The organism is Rhodococcus sp. SJ-3 (genome assembly GCF_051918125.1).
Taxonomy (GTDB): domain Bacteria; phylum Actinomycetota; class Actinomycetes; order Mycobacteriales; family Mycobacteriaceae; genus Rhodococcus.
The window spans coordinates 4,126,647-4,150,034 of sequence record NZ_CM123306.1 but is presented as its reverse complement, the minus strand read 5'-3'; the positions used below and the strand labels follow the sequence as shown (position 1 = coordinate 4,150,034).

Below are 23,388 nucleotides of genomic sequence, written 5' to 3'. Positions count from 1 at the left end.
AGTCAGATGACGCCATCTGCGCGCAGTGCCGCGATGTCGTCCGAGGTTCGAGCCAGAAGATCGTGCAGAACGGAGTCCGTATCCGCACCGAGTTCCTTTCCCAGCCAGCGGATCTCACCTGGAGTGTCGGATAGGAGCGGAATGACGTTGGGGACGGCGAGCGGACCGATTCGCGACTCGGTTGTCGCGATGGTGCCCCGGTGTCGATACTGCGGGTCTTCGACGATGTCGGCGATCGAGTACAACGGTCCCGCAGGCACATCCGCAGCGACGCATCGTTCGATCACCTCATCACGGGTGAGCGACCGGACCCACTCCGAGACCAGGGCGTTCACTTCGTCGCGTGCCGCCAGGCGCGAAGCTTTCGTGCCGAAGCGGTCGGGACTTGCCAGATCGGGATCGCCCATGGCCTTTGCAAGCCTGGCGAACATGTCGTCGTGAGAGCAGGCGATCGCGACCCACCCGCCGTCGGAGGCTTCATAGTGGCTGTGCGGCGTGACGTTGACGGTGTCGGCGCCCATCCGCTCGCGCACGAATCCGAACTGCTGGAACGCCGGGGCCAGCTCGTCGAGAGCACGAAAGATGGTTTCGTACAGCGCCAGGTCGACGACCTGCCCGCGCCCTGTGCGTTCGCGCGCCTGCAACGCAGTGAGCACCCCTATCACTCCGTACAGGCCGGTCATGTAGTCGGCGAGGGACGTCGATCCCGGCGTGACGGGTGGCCCGTCCGGTTCGCCTGCGAGCAATGCCAGGCCGGAGAAGGCGTGGGCCACCCGAGCAAAGCCGGGCAGATCGCGGTTGGGGCCGCTCTGACCGTATGCAGACACCCGCAGCATGATGGTGCGCGGGTTGAGAGCGTGGATCTCGTCGAATCCGAACCCGAAGCGCTCCATCACGCCGGGTCGGAAGTTCTCGATGACGATATCGGCCTCGGCGATCAACTCCCGCAGAATCTGTTGCCCCCGGGGGTCTGTCAGGTCCAGTGTCACCGACCGTTTGTTGCGGGCTTCGCTGAGCCACACGAGGGTGTCCCCGCAGTCGGTCTCGGTGCCGAATCGGCGCAGGTGGTCGCCCACGCCGGGGCGCTCGATCTTGATGATCTCCGCCCCGAACTCGCCGAGCACCGTCGCGCAGAACGGGCCGGCGATGAAGGTGCCCAGATCGAGGACCTTGAGTCCTTCGAGCGCGTGCATGTCTCAGTTCTCCGCGGGACCGTCGGCGCTGTCGTCCCGGTTCGTCCAGGGCTTGTCGTCCCAGGCACGATCCAGCGGCTGCATGTAGCCGCCGACCGGGAAGAACGCGCGCTGAGCGTAGGTCTCGTAGCCGATGCCCTGGTTCATCTGATCGAGGAAGGCGCGCTTGAGCTGGTGGGTGAAGAGCTGGCGGGTGTAACGGAGGGTCAGCGGTGGCTTCCGGACGAGTTCGTGGGCCAGATCCCAGGCGCGGTCGAGTAGCTTGTCCTTCGGCAGGACCTCGGCGACCACACCCCATTCCTTGGCTTCTTCCGCCGACAGCTTCTTGCCGGTGAGCAGCAGGTAGCGGCCGCGATTGTGACCGGCCAGGAAGTTCCAGATCACGTGCTGGCCGTCGCCCGGGACCTGTCCGCGCGGGAAGTGCGAGACGTCCTGGAACCAGGCGGTATCCGAGGCCAGGACGATGTCTCCCATCAGGGGCACTTCGGAGTGGATGTTGCACGGTCCATTGACAGCACTGATCATCGGGACGTCCACGTCGAGGACGTTGAACATGAGATTTCGGTTGTACCAGGCCTTCTCATCGAGCTTCCACAATCCCCGGTCGCCGGGCATCGCCTGGTAGATCGGTGTGTCGATAGGTGAGCCGTCGGGCATGTAGCCCCAGTCGGCGTTGTAGTTCTCGCCGGTGCCGGTATGGATCAGGCACTTGATCTCGCGGTCGCCCGCGACGTCGGCGAAGGCATCTGCCATGTCGTCGTGCGATTTCCAGTCCCACACGAGCGACCCGCCGTTGGTGTGGCATTGCATGAACAGAATGCCGTCTTCGGTGAGCTCGAACTTGTAGTTCGCGTACCGATCCTTGTATTCACTGAAGCGTGATCTCTTGGTCATATCGTTCCTTACTTCTAGAGCCCGGCGAGTCGTTGCGCGACGGGCGCGAACCCCTCGAAATTGTTCTGCTGGACGGAGATGTAGTTGGCGCCGAAGGTCTCACGACGTTTCAGCAGCTGGTCGGCGACTTCGTCGACATTGCCGACCAGCACGTTCGGGTGGTCTGCGAGCCCATCTGCACTGATCCGCAGACGCGACGCGATCTTGGACAGCGCCGTGTGCGGGTCGTCGGTGATCTTGACGAAGAACGGGGAGCTTTCGATGTCGAGGTCCGGGAAGCGATCGCCCGCCGCGTCGCGCACGAACTGCAGCCGCTTGATCGCCTCCTGCTGCGCGGTGCGTCCCTGCGCGTTGACCTGCTCGAACGACACGGTGCTGATGCTGGCGATGTCGGCTTCGCGTCCGGCGAGCGACAGCACCCGCTTGCGGCTTCCACCGATGATGATGGGGGGATGCGGCTTCTGCACCGGCAGGGGCAGACCCGCGTAGTCGCGGGCGGTGACGTGGCCGCCGTCCAGATCGAGTGGCTCACCCGTGCAGTGCGCCTTGTACAGCGCGACGACCTCTTCGAGTTTGGACACGCGTTCGGGGGCAGGTGCAAACGGGATACCCATGGCGTCGTACTCGGCTTCGCTCCAGCCGCAGCCGATTCCGAATTCGAATCGTCCGTCGGAGAGCATGTCGAGTGTCGCAGCTTCCTTGATGAGCACACCGGGCACGTGATAGTCGGTGCAGAACACCCGGCATCCCACGCGCAGAGTGGTGGTGACGGCCGCCGCAACGGACATCGCCGCGATCGGTGCGAGATACTGCGGTGGCCAACCCGACTTCTGCTGTGCGGGGCCTGCCCCCAGGTAGTGGTCGGACAGGAAGAGCGTGGAGTAGCCGAGATCCTCGATACGGCGGGCGGTGTCGCGCCATTCGGTGGCGGTGGTGGCGCTCGTCGCCTGGACGGCGAAGCGAAATGGTCGTGTCATTGCTGTCCGTTCATCATTCGAGTCGGGCAGGTCAGCGTGCGACGTAGCCGCCGTCCACCGGGATCGCGGTCCCGGTGACGAACGACGATTCGTCGCTGGCGAGGAACAATGCAGCGTTGGCCAATTCCAGGGGAACTCCCCACCGCTTCATGGGCTGGGGTGGCACCTTGCCTTCTCCGGTGGGCGGGGAAACGTGTCCGTCGGCAGCGGCACCGGCAAGTCCGGTCCAGGTCATTCCCGGGCAGATCGCGTTGACGCGGACACCGCTGGTTGCGTAGTCGAGGGCCGCCGACTTCGTGAGCTGGACGAGGCCCCCTTTCGCCGCGGAATACGCTGCGATGTCCTTCCAGCCGACCAGCGCCGACGCCGACGCCGTGCTGATCACCGAACCGCCGCCCGTCTCGATCATGGCTGGGATCGCGTACTTCATACCGAGGAAGGCGCCCTTGAGGTTGATGGCGACGACCATGTCGAATGCGTCCTCGTCGAGTTCGGCGATGGGTCCGCGAGGGCCACTGAGGCCGGCATTGTTGAACAGAACGTCGAGGCGACCGAAGGTATCGAGCGCGGTGGCCACCATGTTCTCGACGTCCGAGGACTGTACGACGTCGACCCGCACCGCGACCGCGGCATTGCCGATCTCGTCGGCGGTCTCCTTCTCCTGACCGCTGATGTCGGCGCACACCACCTTGGCACCTTCGCGCGCGAACAGATTGGCGCTGGCTCGTCCGATGCCGGAGCCGGCGCCGGTGATGATGGCAACCTTGCCGTCGAGACGCCCCGTCATCAGGCGGCCCCGCTGTCGGCGAGTGCGAGTTCTGCTTTTGCCAGGACATTCTCAGCGAGACGAAGGTGCCCGGCGTCGACGAGCTGGCCGCCCTGGCCGATAGCGCCGACGCCACCGGTCTGGGCCGCGCGGTAGCCGTCGACCAGGTCTCGGGCGTGCGCGATCTCCTCAGGTGTGGGTGTGAAGACCTCGTTGGCGATCGGCACCTGGCTGGGATGGATCGCCCATTTGCCGTCGAATCCGAGCATCGCGGCGTGCTGGGCGTCGGTGCGATACCCGTCCGCGTCGGCATAGTCGGGGTAGGGGGAATCGATCGCGTCGACACCCGCTGCGCGGGCTGCGGCGAGGACCTGTGCCCGTGCGTAATGCCAGAAATCTCCGGGGTAGGTCCCCGCCTCGGGCCGGAAGTTGCCGCCCACGCGGGCGTGCAGTGAGGCCGAGAGATCGCCCACGCCGAAGATGATTGCCTCGACCCGGGGGCTTGCCTTCGCGATCTCCTGGGCGTTGAGCAGGCCTTCTGCTTCTTCGATCAGTACCTCGAGGCCGATCGGCTTCGCGAGACCGAGCTTCGACTCGAGCTGGGTGAGCATGACGTCGACCCACCACACATCTTGTGCGGTGCGGGCTTTGGGCACGATGATCACGTCGAGCGTGTCGCGGGCACCGGTGACGACCTCGATCAGGTCGTCGTGGCACCAGGGTGTGTCCAGGCCGTTGATCCGGACCGCGCGGGTGGTGCGACCCCACTCCAGTTCGGTGAATGCCTTCACCGCGATGCCGCGCGCGGACTCTTTCATCGACGGCGCACAGGCGTCCTCGAGGTCGAGGAAGACCAGGTCGGCGTCGGAGCGGGCCGCGGCCGCGCACATCGATTCGTTGCTTGCCGGCGTTGCCAGCTCGGAGCGTCGTGCCCGTGTCACTTCGCATCTCCGTTCAAGTGTGAGTGCAGATGAATAGCGTTGGTGCACAGCAATATTTCAGCTTCCCGGGATCGTCGGGGATTCGCCGGGGCTGTGGCGATCGATCGACCCTCGTGCAGTTCACGTATTAGTCATATGTTTAACACTCGATTTCGATCAAGGTCAAGGGATGCCGAGGAATGCGAGTATCGATACTGGTTTTACCTGCAAATACTCGAAACATCCTCCATTGCCTCAGCATCCCATGACTCTTAATTAGGCGATCGATCAACTCAGGGGAGGACCGTGGCCAGCGACTTGAGCTCGAGGAACTCCGCCAGGCCGGCCTCACCCATTTCTCGACCGATACCGGACTGCTTGTAGCCACCGAACGGGACGTCCGGCTGAAAGTAGTTGCCACCGTTGATACCCAGCGTGCCCGTGCGGATCCTGCGCGCGACGTTCAACGCCCGCTGCTCATCGCCGCTGAACACCGCACCCGACAATCCGTACGCAGAGTTGTTGGCGATACGTACGGCGTCGTCCTCGTCGTCGTACGGAATCACCGCGAGGACCGGGCCGAAAACCTCCTCTTGAGCGATCTCACTGTCGGGATCCACACCGGCCAGCAGCGTCGGTGCGTAGAAGAAGCCCGGATCGACCTTCTCGCCACCTGTCACGAGCGTGGCACCGGCAGCAACGGCCCGCTCGACCATGCCGTGCACCTTGTCGCGCTGCTTCTCGCTGATCAGCGGACCCATATAGGTCTTCTTCTCGCGAGGATCTCCGTAGCGAACCCGCGCCATCATGGCCGCGACAGCCTCGACGATGCTGTCGTGATCTTTCCGCGGCACCAGGAGCCGTGAGTTGAGGGCACACGCCTGACCTGCATGCATCGTGATACCGAATGCTGCGAACGGCGCAATCTTTGCGTAGTCGGCGTCGTCGAGCACGATCGCCGCCGACTTGCCACCGAGCTCGAGGAACACTCGCTTCAACGTGTCGCCCGCTGCCTTCATGATCTTGCGCCCGACCACGCTGGAACCGGTGAAGGTGACGACATCGACGTCGGGATGGGTCGTCATCAACTCACCCACGGCAACGTCGGTCGACGACAGGACGTTGACGACGCCTGCCGGAATGTCGGTGTGCCGGGCGATCAGCTCTGCGATGAACAGGGTGACCAGCGGAGCTTCCGGCGCTGCCTTGAGCACCACCGTGCAGCCCGCGGCCAAGGCCGGAGCCAGCTTGGCGAGGGCCAGCTGATTGGGGAAGTTGTAGGCGACGATGGCCGAGACAACCCCTGCGGCCTCCTTCTCCACCCAACGACGATGCTGTTGGCCGAGGTATTCGACAGAGCCGAGTTCTTCACTGAAGTCGTAGGTCTTCAGCAGATCGGCGTAGTAGCGGACGATGTCGAGCGGTCCCTCGAGCTGCGCTTCCTTCGTGAGCGCGACGGTGGCGCCGACCTCCGTGATCGTCAGTTCTCGCAGTTCCTCAAGGTGGTCGAGCAATGCTCGGTGGAGCTGGTCGAGGCACCTCTGCCGCAGCGCGACGTCGGTGGCCCAGGCAGTGGTTTCGAACGCGCGGCGAGCTGCGGCGATGGCCGCGTCAGCGTCTTCGAGGGAGGCATCGGGCGCGTATCCGAACACTTCGCCGGTCGCCGGGTTGACGGACGGGTACGCGCTAGCGGCGTCGAGCAGTTCGCCGCCGATCAGCAGTTGCTGGTCGATCACTGCACCTTCGGGGACTTCTTGTTCAACAGAGGACATTCATCTACTCCTTCGTGGTTCGAATGGGGAGAGCGATGCGCATACGAGGCCGGGAGAGCACACTGCGAGTACGTGTCGGTACGAATAGGCCAGCGCTACTGAGGGTTACGTCGAGATCTACGGGCACGTTCATGCATCGAGATCGGTGCGCCGACGAGAGAGCAGGGTCGATCAGGGCACCGCATCCGGCAGCTTGTTGAGCGATCGCCTAATGATAAGCTGCGTCACATGGATAGCACCGGAATGATCAGTGCGTCAAGGTTCGGACGCGCCGGGGATACGACATGAGCGCTCCCCGCAAGCGTCGCCGCGAGGGCAGCAACGAGACGCGCGACCTCTTGATCGAAGCCACCGGCGACATCATGCTCGAAGAGGGTTACGCTGCCGCGACCTCGAGGCGCGTCGCAGCAAAAGCAGGCGTCAATCCTGCCCTCGTGTACTACTACTTCCCCACCATGGACGAGCTGTTCGTCGCCGTCCTCCGCAGGGGTGCCGAGGCGAATCTCGAGAGGCAACGCAAAGCGCTCACCTCCGAGACACCCCTACGCGCACTGTGGGAGGTGGCCACCGAGCCACGCGGGGCCGCCCTACTGATGGAATTCATGGCCCTGGCGAATCATCGCAAAGAGATCCGCGCCGAAATGTCGTCGTACGCGGAGCGGTACCGCGAGAGTCAGGTCGCCGCCCTGACCGTGATCCTCCGCAGCCGGGGTGTCGACCTCGACGCACTGCCCCCGACATTGATGTCGGTGATGATCTCGAGCCTCGGGGCAACGCTCGCCAACGAATCGACACTTGGGATCACCCTGGGCCACAAAGATCTGGCGGAGTTCGCCGAAGACTTCGTGCGAGTCTTCGAAGGGAGCCCGTGGACCCGCACACTCGGAATTCCGGAAGTCGAGGACAGCTCCGTGTAGGCACTTGCCGACCGGGTAGACCGAGCCGCGGATGCGGGGTCCGGCACCCCCTCCGTCCGGGGACTTTCGTGATGCTTCGTTGTCGCAGACTGCACACTCGAATCCGAATGCGTTGTCGGGGAACAGTTTCAGGATTTCTTCCCCAGCAGGGCCACCACCCGCTGGGCAACCGCAGCGAGTTTGACGTTTTCGCGTTGGGACGCCTCGACCAGGGTCTGGAAAGCCGCGTCCTCGTCGATCCCTCGCGAGAACATCAGGGCACCTTTGGCCTGTTCGATGACGGCACGGCTTTCCATGGCCGTCCGGAGCCCGGCAACGTCGCGACGGGCCTGGTCCAGGTCACGGGACAGATCGATGATGGTTTCCCCGACTGTGGTATAGATCTTGAGCAGCGCCGCGTCGAGGTCGCTGAAACCGTCGCCGTCAACGCTGTAGAGGTTGAGAGATCCGACGTGGTCGCCGGCCAGACGAAGGGGGGCGCAGAGATAGCTGTGCACGCCGAGACGACGGAGTGCCGCGGTGAAGCCGGGCCAGCGATCGGGAAACTCATCGAGTAGAACCCGGACTACCGTGTGGGCGGAGGCAGCCTCGAGGCAGGGCCCCTGTCCGGTCCGATATTGGTCGACGCCGATCTCCGCCACCCGCGGGTCGGTGTAGGCAGGGGTGGTCGCCGTTCCATCCGGATCGACGAGTGTGATGCCGGCCATGTGGGCACCCGGGATGGTGTCGACAGTCCACCCGCACAACTGCTCGAGAAACGCAATGGTGCTGGGTTGTCCTGCGCCGAAACGCCCTCGCAACTGGTCCAGAGCCCCCGCAACGGCGTCGACTCTGGCGATCACATCGAGATCGTCAAGCGAGGGGTTGTTGGGCATCGGCGGGCTCTTTCTCGAGGGTGCGCGCAGGCACACCTCACCTGCCGCGAAGGGGGCAGGGTTCTCTACCGCAATACTCGCGTTGATCTTACCCACGTGGTCGTCTTCGACAGACGCCGGGGAGGAGGGCTCGGTGCCATACCGCGACCATGTATGGTGCCGCTTGCCCGGGCGACCCGGAGCGCCCCGTCGAGATCAGGTCCTACTCGCTACGCGATGAACACACCTGTCGGACAGAAGCACTCACGTCGACGTCCGTTCCACACGCCGATATCGGCAGGCGGCGCGCACACGCAGCAACGTGAGCGTAGGACGGCATTGGCAACCGCAGGTTTCCGGTGTGCCGCTCCCGCCATGGGGTACACCCGGAACATGACCCTTCCAGCACACGACAGACTCGCCATCGTCACGGGCGCAGACTCCGGTATGGGCAAGGCCGCCGCCGAACTGCTCGCCTCCGACGGATACGACGTGGGCATCACATTCCATACCGATTCAGAAGGCGCCGACGACACCCGGGCTGCAGTCGAGCAACGCGGACAACGTTGCTTCGTCGCTCGCCAGGACCTGGCGACACCGGACGCCGCCGAGGCAATCGACACCCTCGCACGACAGCTCGGTGGGCTCGGCGTGCTGGTGAACAATGCCGGCACCGCAGCCATCCGAGTCGCACAGACCAACGTGGTGCTGTAGAAAGAACTCACTACCGGTGATGTGCATCACAACTGACAGCACGCGGTCTGCGCTACGAAAGGACGATCCGATGACTCTCAACGTCGCCCTGTTGCTGCTCGTTCTCCTGGTCGGACTCAGCTCCGTCGGTGTCATGCAGGCCGCATTCCATCACCCCACCGGCCCATCCGGCCATGAGCCCAGAAATCTCTGACACGGAACAGAGCAGCAACCCGCTCACCGCTCCGAGAGCCTTCCGTCCGGGCCTGCGCCTGAGGCTCCCACACCGATGAGCCTTTCTCCCAGCTCGACGCAGCGGGCTGCGAGTTCCGGAGGCTCGAGGACGTCGAACTCGTGCCCCAGCATGAGCACGTACCACAGGACGATGTCGAGATCATCTGCCCCACTGACCACTTCGCATGAATGATGGTCGCGGGGCTTCACCATCGCAGCCGACGACGAGATCTGCCTGCGTACGACATCGGCGGGTGCACGGATGAGAAAGCGCGCCTGCTTCCGATATGCCCTGCTCGCGACTCCCTCTTGCACGTACGCTGCAGCATCGGGTGCCGGTCGCGGACGGAATCGCCACGTCCGTGCCGTCACCGCAGACATCCGGTCGACGCGGAAACTGCGCCAGTCGTCGCGCGCGAGGTCGTACGCCAGCAGGTACCAGCGGCGATCCGAGGCGACGAGGCGGTAGGGCTCGATCCGTCGCGAAGCCGAGCGATACTCGAATCCGATCTCCACCTCATCCCGGCATGCGCGCGCGAGCATCATGAGCACCTCGGAGTCGACGGGGTCGCGGCCTCCACCGAATGACTCCACCGAACCCGACAAGGCGCGCACCTCGTGTCGTAACCGCGCGGGAAGCACCTGGTCGAGCTTGGTCAGGGCCCGGAGCGCCGCGTCGCCGCCGCTCGCGAGCGCGCCTCCCGCGCCGGCGAGCAGAGCGACCGCGGTGACGATGGCTTCTTCGTCGTCGAACAGCAACGGCGGCAGATCCTGGCCGGATCCGAGTTGGTAGCCGCCACCGAGGCCCCTACCGGCACGCACCGGATATCCGAGGTTGCGCAGCCGCTCGACGTCGCGCCGGACGGTGCGGGGTGTGACGCCGAGCCGCTCGGCGAGTTCGGGGCCTGACCAGACCTGCCGCTGCTGCAGGAGGCCGAGCAGGGTCAGGACTCGTTCCGTCGTGTCGTCCACAAGTTTCAGCATGCCGCACACAGCGGACAGATCCTGTCCTCTTGTGGTGCCACAGTAGGTCCATGTCCACAGAATTCGACTTGAACCACTCGCTGCTGGAGCAGTGGGAATGGCACTGGAACAATCAGATCCGGAGCCGACTCCAAGGCATGACCGACGACGAGTACTTCTTCTCACCCGTGCCGAACCCGTGGAGTGTACGGCCACGCGGTACGTCGACCGCCCCCATGCAGGCCGGCACAGGCGATTTCACCATCGAATTCGCTTTCCCACAGCCGGAGCCCGCGCCGTTCACGACGATCGCGTGGCGGCTCGGGCACGTGATCGTCGGCGTACTGGCCGCGCGCAACGCAGCGCACTTCGGCGCGTCTCCGGCGTCGTACGAATCCTGGGAGTATGCGGGCACCGCACGAGAAGCGCTCGACCAGCTCGAAACCCAGCTCGACGTGTGGGTCGAGGGTGTCCGGGGCCTGAGCCACACAGAGCTGATCACTGCGGTCGGCGACAAAGAGCCCTACCCCGAGCTTGCAATGGCCGACCTCGTGCTGCACATACACCGTGAACTGATCCACCACCTGTCCGAGGTCTCGCTTCTGCGTGACCTGTACGCACACACCCGGGGAGAATCATGATCACCCTCATCGATCCCGACGAGCTCGCCTACAGTCCCGCATTCGCCCAGGGGGTGATCGCGCCCGCAGGCAAGATGGTCTACGTCGGCGGTCAGCTCGGCACCGACAGCTCCGGCGCCATGCTCGAGGGCATCGAAGCGCAAACCGTGCGGGCCATGAAGAACGTTTTCGCTGTGCTGGCGGCTGCCGGGTCGAGCCCGGATCTCGTCGTCAAACTCAACATCTACATGGTCGACGGGGTCGATGCACAGGTCGGGTACGCGGCGTCGCGGTCGGTCTGGGGCGACCGCCGCACGGCCATCACCGTCGTGACCACCGCCGGGCACGCCCGGCCGGGTGCGCTGGTCGAGATCGACGCGATCGCGGTAGTCCCCGAGTAGACCGCTCGGAGCGATAGTCTGCTGCCGACGCCGATTTCGGAGGAGCAGCATGACAGATCTCGCCCGCACACTGTCCGAGTTGACGCTCGAGGAGAAAGCAGGCCTGACCAGCGGGTTGAACTTCTGGTTCACGAAACCCGTTTCGCGGGTGGATATTCCATCGATAATGCTGACCGATGGCCCCCACGGTATCCGCAAACAGGTCGAGGGTGGCGATCACCTCGGTCTCGCCGACTCGGTGCCCGCCACCTGCTTTCCGCCTGCCGTTGCGATGGGATGCTCGTTCGACCCCGAACTGCTCGAACGGGTCGGTGCCGCGCTCGGTGTCGAGGCCCGTGCGTCGCAGGTGAGTGTGCTGCTCGGCCCCGGAATCAACATCAAGCGGTCGCCGCTGTGTGGACGCAATTTCGAGTATCTCTCCGAGGATCCGTTGGTGTCGGGTGTCCTCGGGGCTGCGCTCGTCCGCGGGGTCCAGTCACAGGGCGTCGGCGCGTCCCTGAAGCATTTCGCCGCCAACAACCAGGAAACCGACCGGATGCGGGTCTCCGCGGACATCGACCCGCGTCCACTACGGGAGATCTACCTGCGCGGGTTCCAGCGAGTGGTCGAGGACGCTCGGCCGTGGACGGTGATGTGCTCGTACAACCGGATCAACGGCGTGTACGCGTCGCAGAATCGTTGGCTGCTCACCGACGTCCTGAGGGGCGAGTGGGGGTACGACGGAGTGGTCGTCAGCGACTGGGGTGCTGTGTCCGACCGCGTCGCAGCGCTGGAGGCAGGCCTCGACCTGGAGATGCCGTCCACGGGTGGACGGACCGATCAGGAAATCGTCGACGCGGTGCGGGCGGGAAAACTCGACGAGTCCGTGGTCGATATCGCCGCGGGGCGGGTGACCGATCTCGTCGGCAAGGCGGCGCTCGACCCCGACGCCGTATTCGATGCCGATGAACACCACGCGCTTGCCCGCCGGGTCGCCGCGGAGTGCGTGGTGCTGTTGAAGAACGACGAGGTCCTGCCGCTTGCCAGCGAGGCGAGGGTTGCCGTGATCGGTGAGCTGGCCCGCACCCCGCGGTATCAGGGTGCCGGGTCGTCACGGATCAACCCGACGCGTCTCGACAACGCCCTCGACGAGATCCGGACCTTGGCCGCGGGGGACGTCGCATTCGCTCCGGGCTACCTCGAAGACGGCACCATCACCGAGGAGCTGTGTGCCGCGGCCGTCGGCGCGGCACGGTCCGCCGAGGTCACGGTGGTCTTCCTCGGGGTACCCGCTGCGCTCGAATCCGAAGGCTTCGATCGTGCGGATATGGAACTGCCCGGCTCTCAGTTGGAGTTGCTCGACGCGGTGGTCGCGGCGAATCCGACCACCGTGGTCGTGCTGTCGAACGGCGGGGTCGTGCGTGTGTCCGGTTTCGCCGATCGTGTGCCTGCGCTGATCGAGGGCTGGCTCCTCGGGCAAGCAGGTGGAGGTGCGGTCGCCGACGTGCTGTACGGACTGGCCGATCCTGCGGGCCGGCTCGCAGAGAGCATCCCTGTGCGCCTCGAGGACACACCGTCGTACACCGATTTTCCGGGCGAGCACGGACATGTCCGCTACGGCGAAGGCCTGTTCGTCGGATACCGCGGTTTCGATGCCAGAGAAACCGACGTGTCGTTTCCCTTCGGACACGGCCTGTCGTATACGACATTCGAGTACTCAGGCGCATCTGTGACCGTCGGTGACGACCTGGCCGTGGCGGTGACCGTCACCAACACCGGTGAACGGCCGGGTTCCGACGTGGTACAGGTGTACATCGGGTTGCCCGACTCCGCCGTAGCCCGCGCGCCCCGTGAGTTGAAGGGATTCGCGAAGGTGCGTCTCGATGCCGGAGAATCACGAAAGGTCGAGGTAGCTGTTCGCCGCACAGACCTCGCGTACTGGGATACCCGCGTCGATCAGTGGGTGGTCGAAGGTGGCACCTACCGCGTCGACATCGGTGCTTCGAGTCGCGACATCCGAGCCACGTGCACCGTCGGCGTCGACGGCGACGACGTTTCCGTCCCGTTGACCCTGGAGTCGTCGATAGGCGAGATTCTCTCCAACCCTGAGGCAGCAGAAGTTCTTTCGAAGATCTTTGCCGCATCCGACGGCCAGGCTCCTGCCCTCGACCCGGCGGTCCTCGAGATGGCGGCGTCGATGCCGCTCGGGAGAGTGCTGAGCTTCGGGAACTTCGGGATCGGCGTCGAGGAGATCCAGCAGCAGCTGGATGCCGTGAACGGACGGTCGAAATGACCATGCGCATCGCAACATTCAACATCAACGGAATTCGTGCGGCCCAGCGCCGCGGATTCGAGGATTGGCTCCGCGAACGGGAACCCGACGTGGTCGCGTTGCAGGAGGTTCGTGCCCCCGCATCGGCGATTCCGGACGGCGTGTTCGGTGATCACCACGTCACCTACGAAGAGGGGACGCTGCCGGGACGCAACGGCGTCGCCGTCCTGACCCGCAAGGAGCCTACCGCGGTGCGCACGTGGAGCGGCACGGCGCTGTTGCGCCATCCGGGCGACGACCACATCGAGACGGTGGCCGCCGAACCCACTCCCCTTGCCCGGGGCCTGCGCGAATTCGCTGTCGAAGGACGGTATGTCGAAGTCGACCTCGCGGACGCGCCGATCACGGTGGCGTCGCTGTATCTGCCGAAAGGTGGCTTGCCCGCCCACCTGCAGAAACCCGGACGGATGCGGGAGGCACCGGACGGTGGTGCACGCTACGACCGCAAGATGCGCTTCCTCGACGCGTTCGCTCGTCAGCTCACCAGATCACGGCGCACAGCCCTCTCGGCGGGTCGTGAGTTGCTGTTGATGGGCGACCTCAACATCGCGCACACCCGGTACGACGTCCGGAACTGGCGCCGCAGCAATCAGGCCGAGGGTTTCCTCCCCGAGGAACGCGAGTGGTTCGATTCGATCCTTTCTCCGCGCACCCTCGTCGACGTGGTGCGCAGACATCATCCGGACGTCGACGGCCCGTATTCGTGGTGGTCGTGGCTCGGCCGGTCGTTTGCGAACGATGTGGGATGGCGTATCGATTACCACCTCGCCACTCCCGCGCTGGCGCGTTCGGCGGTGTCGGCGGCGACCGATCGCGATCCGGCTCCCGATCGCCGGATCAGCGACCACGCGCCCGTCGTCGTCGACTACGACCTTGCGGCCTTGGACAACACCCCGGGGACGCAACGCTGAGGTGACGCTCGCACCGCTGGTGGTTCACCATTGGCGTTGCGAGCCTCACCTTTGCGTTGCGGGCCTCTGGAACCTGCTCGACGCGGGCGCTCTGACCGAGTGGCATCGGGTCGATCACGCCTCGCGTGTCATCACCGAGGACAACGACATTCTCATGGCAGGCTCATCTGCATGCATGCGTACGACGAAGGGTTCGAGCCCCCGACAGCCTGTGCCGACTGGTGCCGCCTTCGCATGTACGACCTGCAGGTACTCGACGACGGCGTGACCGTCGATCTGAAGTGGTGGAACGACCATCTCAGGGACGCCGGACACGACATTCGGCTGCGTGGACGCAATCTCGACGGGCGCGTCGTCGCCAGCGGCAAGGCCGTCGTCCCCCGCAGCGATCTGCGTCTGGGCAGTGAGCTCGTCCAGAGCGATCACGACGGTCTGGGGCTGTTGTTCCTGTGCGCGGCCTGGCGCAGCGCGCACCCGCGCCGGCGCTCGGCGCGCCGACTCCCGAACGTCTTCGACGCCCATGCCCCGTCCGGACGCGACCCGCTCGCCAAGATCAAGGGCGTCCTCGACTACTGCGCGAAGACGAAGAAACTGCCCGACAACTCCCGACTCACCTGGTTGGGATGGCCCGATACTCCCGGCGTGGGAGTTCCGTTGTTCGCGACGTATCTGTGGGCCGTCGGCGTCCACACCGACACCGGTCCCGCGCAGCTGCTCGATCAGCACGGTGTCTCGACTCTCGTGCACGAGGGCTGGCTGGAGGATCCGTCGGTCGCCGATTTCACGTTGCGCCGGTACCTCCGCTACGTGGGACTCCTGCGCGGGTGGGCCGAGAAGATCCAGACCAGGCCGGAGCTGGTGGAGATGTGGCTCGTCGAACGCTGGGATGCCCGTATGACCGAGGTGCGCGACGGCTCACACGCGACCCCGCGCCTGTTCTGAGGTTGTCCACAGGGGCGCATTTCATCCACAGATTCGGCAGTATCGCGACTTTCACCGCCACACACGGCTCGTCGAGCGGGAGTATCCGCTCATGTACGAACCACGGGGACTCACCAGGAAAACACTCGCCGCGTCGGGTATGTCCGAACACCATATCGGTAAGGCGTTGCGGTCGGGCGAGCTTGTCACCATCGCTCACGGACTGTATCTGTGGCGCAAGGACTTCGATGCGATCGGGCCGGTGGGACGCCACCGCGTGCATGCACGCCATGTCGCTTCCGGCCTGGTCACCGGCGAGGCCATCAGCCATATCTCGGCCGCGGCACTCCACGGCATCGACGTCTGGGACGTTCCGCTACGTCGCGTCCACGTCTCGCGCCCTCCCCACCGCAGCGGGCGGGTGACGTCGGGCTTGCACGCACACACCACGAACTGGGACGACGGCGAGATCACACACGTGCTCGGGGTTCCGGTGACGTCGGTGGCGCGCACCGTCGTCGACCTCGCCCGTACTCTCCCCCGCGACCAGGCCATCGTCGTCGGAGATGCGGCATTACGTTTCGACCCGAGCGCAGCAACGCAGATACCCCGCGTGCTCGAGGCATCGCGCTGTCGCTACGGGCTGGTGTCGGCGTCGTCGGTATTGCAGTTCCTGGACGGCCGTAGCGAGAGCATCGGCGAGTCGCTGTCGAGGATCCGGATACACGAGTACGGCCTGCCCGCCCCCGACCTCCGACGCGAACTCGTCACTTTCGACGGACGACGTGTTCGCGTCGATTTCTACTGGGAAGACCTGGGGGTTGTCGGAGAGTTCGACGGCAACGAGAAGTTCACCGAGCCACAAGACCTCATCGAGGAAAGGCTCTGGGAGGACGGGCTGCGCGACCTGGGTCTCGAGGTTGTCCGCTGGGATGCGGAGGAGCTGGAGACCTTCGAGGTGGTTGCGCGACGGTTCGAACGTGCCGTGGCCCGGGTCCGGATGCGGGCACTCGATCGAGCGTTGTAGTGCGACCGTCCCGGCCTATGCGCTCCGGGTCATGCGAAGTCGAACATCGGTGGAACCGCGACGACCACCAGCGCGGCCCAGGCTCCGTATACGGGCAGATATTGCATCTGCCATCGTTCGACGGGGCCGAATCCGCACCGCCCACGGACGAACCGGATACCGAGCCACGCGGCGCCACACAGGTTGACCAGCAGGACCAGATTCAACCCGAGCGCAGTGATCTTGTTCGCCGTGAAACCGAACTCCACGATGCGCGTGAGCATGGCGACGAGCATCAGGACGTTGACGGCCAGCGCTGCCACCACGAGGACCATCTGAGCCACGTCGAACACATCGGGCACCGCGTGGGGATCGCGAGCGGAGATGGCATACAGCAGTAGTCCCAGAACGAGAACCAGGATCAGGTCCATGAGGATGAGCAGGTCCCGGTCGACGTCGAGAACGCTCCGAGACGAGACGAACGCGACGACGAATGCTGCGAACAACGCGAGCAGCATGAGGATCGTCAGCGGCGTGAAGACCCGGGTGAGCACGGGCGCGATGTTCTCGATCACCGCTTGCTTCGCCTCGACGAGCCACGCTGCCACCACCATCGCTCCCACCGGCGCGAACGGGAGGACCCATGCTTCGAAGAACCATTCGATGTCGACGTTCAGCGCCGCGAACGTTCCCGCCGTGAGACCCATGAGCGCTCCCCCACCGAGCGCGAGCAGCACCATGTAGACGATCCATTCGCCGGTGAAGCGTACGAAGTCCATGCGTCGGCGGTCCGAGCGCCAATCACCACCGACGTATGCAGCACCGACCACGAGCCACAACACGATCGGGACGTGGATCGCCGCGATGATCTCGGTGTCTCCCCCATCGCCGAAGGGGTAGACATTGAGCACGAGGGCAGCTGCCACGAACGGAACTGCGAGGGCCGCGATGCCCGGAAGGGTCATGCTTCGCTTCCACGCGAAGTACGCAACGAGGAACGGCAGCACCAGAATGCTCAGGCTGCGCACGAGGACCTGTTCGGGTAGCCATTCGGCGCCCGCCTTGACGACCAGCCCTGCGGCAACGGCGAGAGCGAGAACCGCACCGAGTTCACGGGGCCTGCGCCTGACACCACCGAGGGGATCGGCGGAGACCAGGACGAGTTGCTTCCACAGTCGGTCGGAGTGTTCTCGCGCGAATTCGCGGGAGATGTCGTCGACGCTGCCCATCCGCCCCACCGCGACGAGGAATGCTTCACTCGACGTGAGTCCCGCGGTGGACAGATCCGAAACCTGTTCGCGCAGGTGCTCTTCCAGTTCGTCGATATCGGCCGGTGAGATCACCCGATGCCCCGAGACATACCCTCGCCACTGCGCGATCTGAGATTCGAGCTGTGCGTCGATGTCCATCACGCCCACCCCTGGGCAGCCGGTGGCAGCACGGCGGATTCCCACACACGGTGCAGGGCATCGGCGACGACCGACCACTGGGCGGCGCGCTCGGCGAGCATCTTCCTGCCTGTGTCGGTGATCGTGTAATGCTTCCGTCGACGCCCGTTCTCGCCAGTGGACCAGGACGCCGAGACGCAGCCGGCGCGCTCGAGCCGATGCAGCAGCGGATACAGCATTCCGTCGGTCCATTGCATGCGACCGTCCGACAGTTCGTTGACACGTTTGATGATCGCGTAGCCGTACGACTCGCCCTCGGCGAGAATCCCGAGAACCAAGGGCGTGGCCGATGCGGCCACGAGGTCCTTGTCGATGAACATGACCCTCCTATACCTAGCACTTCTAGGCGTCGCACATGACCCTAGCAGATCTAGGTACATAGCTCCGCAAGGTATGCAGGCTCGGTTCAGCGCAAGCGTTCGCGACGTCCGACGGTGCTACGGAGCCCTTCGGCCGCTGCGCGCACAGCGGCGACGTGAGCCTCCGGAGTGAATCGGCCGGTCGGGCCGGTGACACTGATCGCCGCAACGACTTCGTCGTCGATCCCGAACACCGGCGCCGCCACACACGTGATGCCCAGCGCCGATTCCTCCCGCTCGAATGCGACACCGGTTTCGACGACCCGTTCGAGTTGCATGCGCAGAATGCCTGGGGCGACGATCGTGTGCGGTGTGCGCCGGACCTTGGGCATCGCCAGTGCCTCGTGGACGAGTTCGGCGTCCGCGTGCGCCAGCAGCGCTTTGCCGATTGCGGTGCAGTACCACGGATTTCGACCACCGGTCCGTGACGGCGACTTCGCCTGGCGGTGGCCGCCCAGCTTCACCACGTAGACGACGTCGAGTCCGTCGCGCACCCCCAGATGCACAGTCTCGTGAGTGCGTTCGTAGAGATCCTGCAGGAACGGCATCGCCATCTCGAGCAGGCTGCGCTCGACGGAGGCCCGCATCCCCAGTTCGAACAATCCCCCGCTGAGGCGATATCCGCCGTCGACCCGATCGAGCAATCGGTTCGCGACCAGTTCCCCGGCGAGGCGGTGCACGGTCGCCTTGTGGAGGTGAGTGCGCCGGACGATCTCGGCCAGCGCGAGCACATTGTCGTCGGGGCGGAAGGCACGAAGGATCGTCACCGCCTTGCCGAGCACGGTGTCCAGATTCGGCGTCACGAGAAACAGCGTATCGCTCAGTGAGACGAACCATTGTTGCCCGAGGCCTCGACGCAGGACAGTAGAGGTCATGAGCAACCCCACGAACACCACCGCGGTCAGCGACGCGGATATCGCCGCCGCAGCAGACCGCCTCGTGTCCGCTGCCGCGAGCGGCGCCCCGACCGCCCCGATCCGCGACCTGATCGGCGAGAGCGATCTCGTCGCGGCCTACGCGGTACAGCAGCGCTTCAACGACGGCCGCACGCAGGCCGGCGCCGTCGTCGTGGGCCGCAAGATCGGCCTGACGTCCAAGGCCGTGCAGGAACAGCTCGGCGTCGGCCAGCCCGACCTCGGGGTCCTGTTCGACAGCATGGCGTTCGACAACGGTGCCGACATCCCGATGGACCTGCTCATCCAGCCGAAGGTCGAGGGGGAGGTCGGGTTCGTGCTCGGCGCCGACCTGATCGACGGCCCGCTCGACACCGCCCAGGTGCGCGACGCCATCGAGTACGCTGTCGCCGCTCTCGAAATTTGCGACAGCCGGATCGCCAACTGGGACATCAAGTTCGGCGACACCGTCGCCGACAACGCCTCCTCCGGCGTGTACGTCCTCGGCACCGAGCGCCGCACCCTCGACGAGGTCGAACCCGTCGAGGTCACCATGTCGATGGAAATCGACGGCACCGTGGTCTCCACCGGCAACGGCGCCGCCTGCCTCGGCGACCCGATCCAAGCCGTCGTCTGGCTCGCACAGACCGCCCGCGAACTCGGCCAGCCGCTGAAGGCCGGCCAGGTCATCCTCTCGGGCGCTCTCGGCCCGATGGCGTCCGTCTCCGCAGGCAGCACCGTCTCCGTCACCGTGTCCGGCCTGGGCACCGTGACAGCCCGTTTCGTGGAAGGAAAGCAAGCATGAGCAAGACCAAGGTTGCGATCATCGGATCGGGCAATATCGGCACCGATCTCATGATCAAGGTTCTGCGCACCTCCGAGGTTCTCGAGATGGGTGCCATGGTCGGTATCGACCCCGAGTCGGACGGCCTCGCCCGGGCAGCGCGCCTGAAGGTGCCCACCACCGCAGAAGGCGTCGAAGGCCTCGTGAACCTGCCGAACTTCGACGAGATCGAGATCGTGTTCGACGCGACCTCCGCGAAGGCGCACGTCGCGAACAACGAGCGTCTCGCTCCGCTGGGCAAGCGACTGATCGATCTCACGCCCGCCGCAATCGGACCGTTCGTGGTTCCCGCCGTCAACGGCGACGAGCACCTCGATGCGCAGAACGTGAACATGGTGACGTGCGGCGGCCAGGCCACCATCCCGATGGTTGCCGCCGTGTCCCGCGTCGTGCCCGTCGCGTACGCCGAGATCGTGGCATCGATCGCGTCGAAGTCGGCCGGTCCCGGCACTCGCGCGAACATCGACGAGTTCACCGAGACCACGTCGTCGGCGATCGAGACGGTCGGTGGCGCTCGTCGCGGCAAGGCCATCATCATCCTGAACCCGGCCGAGCCGCCCCTGATCATGCGCGACACGGTGTTCTGCCTCGTGGATGCGCCGGATCCGGCCACCCACGACGAGATCCGTCAGTCGATCGAGAAGATGGTCGGCGACGTCGCGGCGTATGTGCCGGGCTACCGCCTCAAGCAGCAGGTGCAGATCACCGAGATCCCCGAGGATCAGCCGGTCGAAACACTGCTCGTCGACGGCAACCGCCCGACCCACCAGGTCTCGATCTTCCTCGAGGTGGAGGGCGCTGCCCATTACCTGCCCGCCTACGCAGGCAACCTCGACATCATGACCTCCGCCGGACTCCAGATCGCTGAGCGGATCGCACAGAAGAAGGACAACGCCTGATGAGCAACACCACCGTCTTCGTTCAGGACGTCACCCTCCGCGACGGCATGCACGCGGTGCGTCACCGGATCACCCCCGCCGACGTCAAGCGCATCGTTTCCGCACTGGAGGACGCGGGCGTCGACGCTATCGAGGTCGCCCACGGCGACGGCCTCGCCGGCGGTTCCGTGAACTACGGCCCCGGCTCGAACACCGACTGGGAGTGGATCGAGGCCGCAGCCGAGGTGCTGCAGAACGCCCGCCTGACCACACTGCTGCTGCCCGGTGTCGGTACCGTCCACGATCTGCAGCGCGCCTGGGATCTCGGTGTGCGCTCGGTGCGCATCGCGACGCACTGCACCGAAGCCGACGTCTCCGCGCAGCACATCGCGACCGCCCGCGAAATCGGCATGGATGTCTCGGGCTTCCTGATGATGAGCCATATGGCCCCGGCCGAGGAGCTCGCCAAGCAGGCCAAGATGATGGAATCGTATGGCGCCCACTGCGTCTACGTCACCGATTCCGGCGGACGCCTCACCCTCGGTGGTGTGCGCGACCGCGTCCGCGCCTACCGCGAGATCCTGAACGACGGCACCGAGATCGGTATCCACGCACACGAGAATCTGTCACTGTCGGTGGCGAACAGTGTCATCGCCGTGGAGGAGGGCGTCTACCGCGTCGATGCGTCGCTCGCCGGGCACGGCGCGGGTGCGGGCAACTGCCCGATCGAGGCGTTCATCGCGGTCGCAGACCTGTACGAGTGGAAGCACGGCTGCGATGTGTTCAAGCTGCAGGACGCAGCCGACGACATCGTCCGTCCGCTGCAGGACCGTCCGGTGCGGGTCGACCGCGAAACCCTCACCCTCGGTTACGCCGGTGTGTACTCGAGCTTCCTGCGTCACGCGGAGGCGGCGTCGGCGCGCTACGACATCGACGTGCGCACCCTGCTGCTCGAGGCGGGCAAGCGCAAGCTGGTCGGTGGTCAGGAAGACATGATCGTCGACATCGCGCTCAACCTCGTCGCCGAGCGCGAGGCCGCCAGCGCCTGACACTCCAGACATCCGTGCGCGGTTCCGGTGATCCTGACTACCGGAACCGCGCACGAGTCGTCTGCGGCCTAGACCGACAGCGGGACCTTCACCGGCTCGCTCACAGGAACGGTGGCGTCCGGAGCCGGTTGTGGCATCGGTCGGCGCACCATCGCAACACTGACGTACACCACGAGTGACATGATCGCTGCGAGAAACGTCGTCCACCCGTCGACGTCCACGGACACCAGGTCGTTGGGGATGTACAGCAAGGTGTTGTCGACGCCGTAAATGCTGGGCGTGAGGACGAAGAAACCGACGCGCACTCCGATCCCGACGATCGCAGCCGCAGCGACAGCCACTCCGTCACCGCGCGCCCAGAACAGGCCGAGGATGAACGGCACCACCAGCGACGCGAGCAGCAGGTCGAAGGTGAGAGTGAGCAGAATGCCGGTCTGCGGGACTCGCAGTGCCACGATCGCCCCGAGCGCCGCCATCGGGAGCATCGCCCAGCGAGTCGCCTTCATGACGTCCGACGACAGTGCAGCGTGCTCGCCACCTACCCCGAAAATGTTGCGCACCAGCACAGTTGCGGTGGACAGCAGGATTCCGCTGATCGTGGTCAGCGAAGCGGTGACCAGACCCGACAGGACGAGGATCGACAGCCACTTCGGCGTGTACTCGCCGAGTAGCACGTACAGGATCGGGGCATCGGCTGCACTGTCCCCCACGATGGAGACCGCGGCGAGTGCGACGAACGACAGCGGCACGCACAGCAGCAGGATGCCCGTCGCTGCGGAGAAGCAGGCGCGCTGTGCGGCATGCGGCGACTTGGCGGAGAACACGCGCTGCATCAGGTCGATCGCGACGAGGTTGCCGAGGCCGAGCGCGACGATCGTCGCCCAGTTGATCGCTGCGCCCTGCGCGGGATCGGTGAGCTGACCCAGATTTTCGATACCGAGCCCCTCGGGGCTGGAGAACCCGGGGCCGGCCACGACCCATACCAGGAGCGAGATGATTCCCACGACCATGACGCCGAACTGCACCATGCCGGTGTAGACGCTGGCGAACATTCCGCCTGCCATGGTGTAGGCGAGCACGAATGGGATGATCACCAGCACTGCGATCGTGTAGTTCAGGCCCAGGAAGTATTCGAGCAGGTAGCCCAGCGCGACCAGGTTGCCCGCAAGCAGGATCCCGAAGCTCACGACCGTCAGGACCGACGCGGTGATCTCGGTGCTGCGCCCGAACCGCTGACCGAAGTATTCGGGAAGGGTCACCACCCCGGTGGCGCGTAGCTTCTTCGCGAAGAACAGGCCCACGAGGAGCACGCTCACTGCAATGCCAAGGGGCATCGCGGCACCGGCCCAGAATCCGAATGCGGCGGACAGGTCTGCACTGCCGAGGGTTGCGTTGGAGTCGATGACCTGCGACATCAGCAGGACCGCGATGACGGGCGCGCCGAGTGAGCGGCCGGCCAGGAGGAAGTTCCCGGTATCTCCGCGAACTTTACGAGTGGAATAGAATCCGGCCCCGAGCAGAACTACGAGGCACACGGCAACACCGGTGATGATCATGACAGCTC

The 23,388-nt window shown here is 65.2% G+C and carries 24 protein-coding genes; 12 read left to right on the top strand and 12 right to left on the bottom strand.

Features of this window, described 5'->3' with window-relative positions; genetic code table 11:
• Positions 1-2 precede the first annotated feature (2 nt).
• From ACTDXD_RS19360 to ACTDXD_RS19335, 6 genes are all read right to left on the bottom strand, one after another.
• A complete protein-coding gene (locus ACTDXD_RS19360; RefSeq protein ID WP_440123892.1) occupies positions 3-1,193 on the bottom strand; it encodes a CaiB/BaiF CoA transferase family protein in 1,191 nt (396 codons plus the stop codon).
• A gap of 3 nt (positions 1,194-1,196) precedes the next feature.
• Positions 1,197-2,087, bottom strand: coding sequence for an enoyl-CoA hydratase/isomerase family protein (locus ACTDXD_RS19355; RefSeq protein ID WP_440123891.1), 891 nt, complete (start codon positions 2,085-2,087; stop codon positions 1,197-1,199).
• A 14-nt stretch (positions 2,088-2,101) separates the two neighbouring features.
• On the bottom strand, positions 2,102-3,064 hold the full coding sequence (locus ACTDXD_RS19350; protein WP_440123890.1) for a TIGR03621 family F420-dependent LLM class oxidoreductase: 963 nt from the start codon (positions 3,062-3,064) through the stop codon (positions 2,102-2,104).
• Between the two features lie 31 nt (positions 3,065-3,095).
• Positions 3,096-3,851: an SDR family NAD(P)-dependent oxidoreductase gene (locus ACTDXD_RS19345; protein WP_440123889.1), complete on the bottom strand. Its 756-nt coding sequence runs from the start codon at positions 3,849-3,851 to the stop codon at positions 3,096-3,098.
• Complete coding sequence (locus ACTDXD_RS19340) at positions 3,851-4,771, bottom strand: HpcH/HpaI aldolase/citrate lyase family protein (protein WP_440123888.1); 921 nt, start codon at positions 4,769-4,771, stop codon at positions 3,851-3,853. Before ACTDXD_RS19340 ends, ACTDXD_RS19345 begins: the two co-directional genes overlap by 1 nt.
• Before the next feature lie 272 nt (positions 4,772-5,043).
• Complete coding sequence (locus tag ACTDXD_RS19335) at positions 5,044-6,522, bottom strand: aldehyde dehydrogenase family protein (protein WP_440123887.1); 1,479 nt, start codon at positions 6,520-6,522, stop codon at positions 5,044-5,046.
• 284 nt (positions 6,523-6,806) lie between these two features.
• Here ACTDXD_RS19335 and ACTDXD_RS19330 point away from each other — a divergent pair, with 284 nt between their 5' ends.
• Positions 6,807-7,439, top strand: a complete 633-nt coding sequence (locus tag ACTDXD_RS19330) for a TetR/AcrR family transcriptional regulator (RefSeq protein ID WP_440123886.1) — start codon at positions 6,807-6,809, stop codon at positions 7,437-7,439.
• 128 nt (positions 7,440-7,567) lie between these two features.
• Here the strand turns inward: ACTDXD_RS19330 and ACTDXD_RS19325 are convergent, their stop codons facing one another.
• A complete protein-coding gene (locus ACTDXD_RS19325; protein WP_440123885.1) occupies positions 7,568-8,314 on the bottom strand; it encodes an ANTAR domain-containing protein in 747 nt (248 codons plus the stop codon).
• Between the two features lie 372 nt (positions 8,315-8,686).
• Between ACTDXD_RS19325 and ACTDXD_RS19320 the strand changes: the two genes are divergently transcribed.
• Together ACTDXD_RS19320 and ACTDXD_RS19315 are read left to right on the top strand one after the other, a co-directional pair.
• Positions 8,687-9,007 (top strand): SDR family NAD(P)-dependent oxidoreductase, encoded by a 321-nt coding sequence (locus ACTDXD_RS19320; protein ID WP_440123884.1) that lies wholly within the window; start codon positions 8,687-8,689, stop codon positions 9,005-9,007.
• Between the two features lie 70 nt (positions 9,008-9,077).
• Positions 9,078-9,200: a hypothetical protein gene (locus tag ACTDXD_RS19315; RefSeq protein WP_440123883.1), complete on the top strand. Its 123-nt coding sequence runs from the start codon at positions 9,078-9,080 to the stop codon at positions 9,198-9,200.
• Positions 9,201-9,223: 23 nt separating this feature from the next.
• Here the strand turns inward: ACTDXD_RS19315 and ACTDXD_RS19310 are convergent, their stop codons facing one another.
• Entirely contained in the window at positions 9,224-10,192 is a 969-nt protein-coding gene (locus tag ACTDXD_RS19310; protein WP_440123882.1) for a helix-turn-helix transcriptional regulator, read from the bottom strand.
• Between the two features lie 62 nt (positions 10,193-10,254).
• Between ACTDXD_RS19310 and ACTDXD_RS19305 the strand changes: the two genes are divergently transcribed.
• From ACTDXD_RS19305 to ACTDXD_RS19280, 6 genes are all read left to right on the top strand, one after another.
• Positions 10,255-10,824 (top strand): DinB family protein, encoded by a 570-nt coding sequence (locus ACTDXD_RS19305; RefSeq protein ID WP_440123881.1) that lies wholly within the window; start codon positions 10,255-10,257, stop codon positions 10,822-10,824.
• Entirely contained in the window at positions 10,821-11,204 is a 384-nt protein-coding gene (locus tag ACTDXD_RS19300; protein ID WP_440123880.1) for a RidA family protein, read from the top strand. Before ACTDXD_RS19305 ends, ACTDXD_RS19300 begins: the two co-directional genes overlap by 4 nt.
• Before the next feature lie 49 nt (positions 11,205-11,253).
• Entirely contained in the window at positions 11,254-13,476 is a 2,223-nt protein-coding gene (locus ACTDXD_RS19295) for a glycoside hydrolase family 3 C-terminal domain-containing protein (protein ID WP_440123879.1), read from the top strand.
• A gap of 2 nt (positions 13,477-13,478) precedes the next feature.
• Positions 13,479-14,426 (top strand): exodeoxyribonuclease III, encoded by a 948-nt coding sequence (locus tag ACTDXD_RS19290; RefSeq protein WP_440127708.1) that lies wholly within the window; start codon positions 13,479-13,481, stop codon positions 14,424-14,426.
• 171 nt (positions 14,427-14,597) lie between these two features.
• A complete protein-coding gene (locus tag ACTDXD_RS19285) occupies positions 14,598-15,368 on the top strand; it encodes an 8-oxoguanine DNA glycosylase OGG fold protein (protein ID WP_440123878.1) in 771 nt (256 codons plus the stop codon).
• 91 nt (positions 15,369-15,459) lie between these two features.
• On the top strand, positions 15,460-16,374 hold the full coding sequence (locus ACTDXD_RS19280) for a hypothetical protein (RefSeq protein ID WP_440123877.1): 915 nt from the start codon (positions 15,460-15,462) through the stop codon (positions 16,372-16,374).
• 29 nt (positions 16,375-16,403) lie between these two features.
• On the opposite strand, the gene ACTDXD_RS19275 is transcribed toward ACTDXD_RS19280, so the two are convergent.
• The 3 genes from ACTDXD_RS19275 to ACTDXD_RS19265 all read right to left on the bottom strand — a co-directional run bounded on the left by ACTDXD_RS19275 (position 16,404) and on the right by ACTDXD_RS19265 (position 19,035).
• Positions 16,404-17,762 (bottom strand): permease prefix domain 1-containing protein, encoded by a 1,359-nt coding sequence (locus ACTDXD_RS19275; protein ID WP_440123876.1) that lies wholly within the window; start codon positions 17,760-17,762, stop codon positions 16,404-16,406.
• Complete coding sequence (locus tag ACTDXD_RS19270; protein WP_440123875.1) at positions 17,762-18,121, bottom strand: PadR family transcriptional regulator; 360 nt, start codon at positions 18,119-18,121, stop codon at positions 17,762-17,764. The genes ACTDXD_RS19275 and ACTDXD_RS19270 overlap by 1 nt, the downstream gene beginning before the upstream one ends.
• An 86-nt stretch (positions 18,122-18,207) precedes the next feature.
• Positions 18,208-19,035 carry an IclR family transcriptional regulator gene (locus tag ACTDXD_RS19265; protein WP_440123874.1) on the bottom strand — a complete coding sequence of 276 codons (828 nt, stop codon included), beginning with the start codon at positions 19,033-19,035 and terminating at the stop codon, positions 18,208-18,210.
• Between ACTDXD_RS19265 and ACTDXD_RS19260 the strand changes: the two genes are divergently transcribed.
• From ACTDXD_RS19260 to dmpG, 3 genes are read left to right on the top strand one after another with little or no spacing between them, the layout of a single operon-like run.
• Positions 19,034-19,858 (top strand): 2-keto-4-pentenoate hydratase, encoded by an 825-nt coding sequence (locus ACTDXD_RS19260; RefSeq protein ID WP_440123873.1) that lies wholly within the window; start codon positions 19,034-19,036, stop codon positions 19,856-19,858. The genes ACTDXD_RS19265 and ACTDXD_RS19260 overlap by 2 nt on opposite strands.
• Positions 19,855-20,796, top strand: a complete 942-nt coding sequence (locus tag ACTDXD_RS19255) for an acetaldehyde dehydrogenase (acetylating) (protein WP_169687505.1) — start codon at positions 19,855-19,857, stop codon at positions 20,794-20,796. The genes ACTDXD_RS19260 and ACTDXD_RS19255 overlap by 4 nt, the downstream gene beginning before the upstream one ends.
• Positions 20,796-21,824, top strand: a complete 1,029-nt coding sequence (dmpG, locus tag ACTDXD_RS19250; protein WP_440123872.1) for a 4-hydroxy-2-oxovalerate aldolase — start codon at positions 20,796-20,798, stop codon at positions 21,822-21,824. The genes ACTDXD_RS19255 and dmpG overlap by 1 nt, the downstream gene beginning before the upstream one ends.
• Positions 21,825-21,892: 68 nt before the next feature.
• Here the strand turns inward: dmpG and ACTDXD_RS19245 are convergent, their stop codons facing one another.
• Positions 21,893-23,380: a sodium:solute symporter family protein gene (locus ACTDXD_RS19245; protein ID WP_440123871.1), complete on the bottom strand. Its 1,488-nt coding sequence runs from the start codon at positions 23,378-23,380 to the stop codon at positions 21,893-21,895.
• Between the last annotated feature and the right edge of the window lie 8 nt (positions 23,381-23,388).